The organism is Sphaerobacter sp. (assembly GCF_019683595.1).
In the GTDB taxonomy this organism is placed as follows: Bacteria; Chloroflexota; Chloroflexia; order Thermomicrobiales; family Thermomicrobiaceae; genus Sphaerobacter.
Genome location: NZ_JADGHZ010000300.1, coordinates 1 through 2,848 on the forward strand (window position 1 = coordinate 1; position 2,848 = coordinate 2,848).

Here is a 2,848-nt window from a genome sequence, read left to right on the forward strand (position 1 = left end):
CCCCCGGACCCCCTCTCCCAAAGTTGGGAGAGGGGATGTCGTGCGTGATGCGTCACGCGTCAGTCGTTACACGTCACCCGTAGTGCTCCCCTCTCCCCTTGTGGGAGAGGGGCCGGAGGTGAGGGGTGCTTCTAGATGCCACTTGGACGTGTCGATCAGGTATTCTTACAGAGCTCTATCGCCGCACCGCGTATCCCTTGCCTGAACGTACACCAGGCTGGCATACTAGCGGCCAACTAGTCATAACGCCGGGTTCGCGGCACTATGGTGATCCCGGCGTGAGCATCGCTGCAACAGTGGAGTACAGAGCTGACATGCCGACGCCGGAGACGCGCGCTCGTGCTGACATCGACGCAGCCTTAGATAAGGCGGGCTGGGCAGTACAGGATCGGTACGCCGTGAACCTAGCCGCGGCCCGCGGGGTGGCGGTGCGCGAGGTGCCACTCAACCCTGGCCATGGCGTTGCAGACTATCTCCTCTTCGTCGACGGTTTGGCCGTCGGCGTCATTGAGGCCAAGCGCGTGGGTACGACGCTGACCGGCGTCGAGCCGCAGACCGCGAAGTACGGCGCTGGCTTACCCGATTACCTCGACACGCTGGTCAAGCCGCTGCCTTTCCTCTATCAGAGTACGAGCATCGAGACGCGCTTCACGAACGGGCTCGACCCCGAGCCGCGCAGTCGCCGTGTCTTCTCCTTCCACCGGCCGGAGACGCTCGCCGCCTGGATCAGCGGCACCCCGCCGGCTCAGGCCGCGGTCGCGTCGCCAATCCTGCGGGCTGCAGAGGATCCGGCGCGTTACCAGGCAGTGACGACCCTCCGCGCCCGCCTGCGGAACATGCCGCCCCTCGACCCGGGCAGGCTCTGGCCCGCCCAGGAGCAGGCAGTGTGCAATCTGGAGCGCTCCCTCGCGGATGACCGGCCCCGGGCATTGATCCAGATGACCATGGGCAGCGGCAAGACCTACACCGCGATCACGGCGATCTACCGGCTGATCAAGTACGCGGACGCCCAGCGCATCCTCTTCTTGGTTGATCGCGCCAACCTCGGGACACAGGCCAAGAAGGAGTTTGATGCCTACGTCCCGCCGGACGACCGCCGTACCTTCACTCAGCTCTACAACGTCCAGCACCTGCGGACGAACCGGATCGATCCGACCGCCCGTGTCGTCATTACCACTATTCAGCGGCTCTACTCGATCCTCAAGGGCGAGCCGGAGCTCGATCCGTCGCTGGAGGAGGGCTCCCACTTCGACACCGCCTCCGGGCTGGTGCCTGAGCCGGTTCCGGTCGTCTACAACCCAGACGTCCCGATCGAGACGTTCGATTTCATCGTCATCGACGAGTGCCACCGCTCGATCTACAACCTCTGGCGCCAGGTGCTCGAGTATTTCGATGCCTACCTGATCGGGTTGACCGCCACGCCGTCGAAGCAGACCTTCGGGTTCTTCAATCAGAACCTGGTCATGGAGTACAGCTACCCGCAGGCGGTGGCGGATGGGGTCAACGTCGACCACGACATCTACCGCATCCGCACGCGTATCACCGAAACGGGCTCGACCATCGAGGCCGGCATGTACGTCGAGAAGCGTGACCGCCTTACCCGCGCAGCTCGCTGGGAGCAGCTTGACGAGGATCTCACCTACGATGCGGCCGACCTCGACCGCGCGGTGGTGGCGCCCGATCAGATCCGCACCGTGATCCGCACCTTCCGCGACCGGCTTTTCACCGAGATCTTCCCCGGTCGCAGCCACGTGCCGAAGACACTCATCTACGCCAAAGACGACGCCCACGCCGAGGAGATCGTCCAGATCGTTCGCGAAGAGTTTGGCAAGGGCAACGACTTCTGCCAGAAGATCACCTACAAGACGACCGGTGTCCGGCCCGAGGATCTGATCCAGTCGTTCCGCATCAGCTACAATCCGCGCATCGCTGTCACCGTCGACATGATCGCCACCGGCACCGACATTAAGCCGATCGAGATCGTCATGTTCATGCGTGCGGTCAAGAGCCGCACCTTCTTCGAGCAGATGAAGGGGCGCGGCGTGCGGGTCATCGACGAGACCGAATTCAAGGCGGTCACTCCCGACGCCGAGCGCAAGACGCGCTTCGTACTGATCGACTGCGTCGGCGTAACGGAGCGGATGCTGAGCGACAGCCCTCCGCTCGAGCGCGCGCCGACCGTGTCCTTCGAGACGCTGCTGCAGCGGGTCGCTTTCGGCAGCCTCGACCGTGACCTCCTCTCCTCGCTCGCCAGTCGTCTGGCCCGGCTTGACCGCCAGCTGGGCGCACCCGACAAGGCACGGTTGGCCGAGTGCGCGGGCGGGCACACCCTCCAGGACATTGCCCGCGGGATCATCGATGCCCTCGACCCCGATCGGCAGGTCGAGGCGGCCCGCACGATGTTCGGGCTACCCCCGGGAGAAGATCCGACGCCGGAGCAGCTCGAGCAGGCCACTCGTGAGCTATTGCGACAAGCTGCCGCGCCGATCGCGACTAACCCGGCTCTGCGCGAGCAGCTCGTTTCCTTACGCCGGCACTACGAGCAGACGATCGACGTAGTCAGCAAGGACACGCTGCTGGAGGCCGGTTTCGACGCCCAGGCTCGAGAGCGGGCGCGTGAGCTGACGACTTCATTCGAGCAGTTCATCATCGAGCACAAGGATGAGATCACCGCTCTCCAGATCCTCTACAGCCGGCCCTATGGCCAGCGGCTGCGCTTTGCCGACATCAAGGCGTTGGCCGACGCGATCCAGGCGCCGCCTCGCCAGTGGACGACGGATCGTCTCTGGCAGGCGTACGAGACGCTGGACAAGTCGCGCGTCCGCGGCTCCGGCACGCGCATGCTGAC

The 2,848-nt window shown here is 64.7% G+C and carries 1 protein-coding gene; it reads left to right on the plus strand.

The features are described from left to right. Window positions 1-314: 314 nt before the first annotated feature. Window positions 315-2,848: DEAD/DEAH box helicase family protein (locus IRZ30_RS16860; RefSeq protein WP_294086850.1), on the plus strand; the 2,534-nt coding region annotated here is incomplete at its 3' end.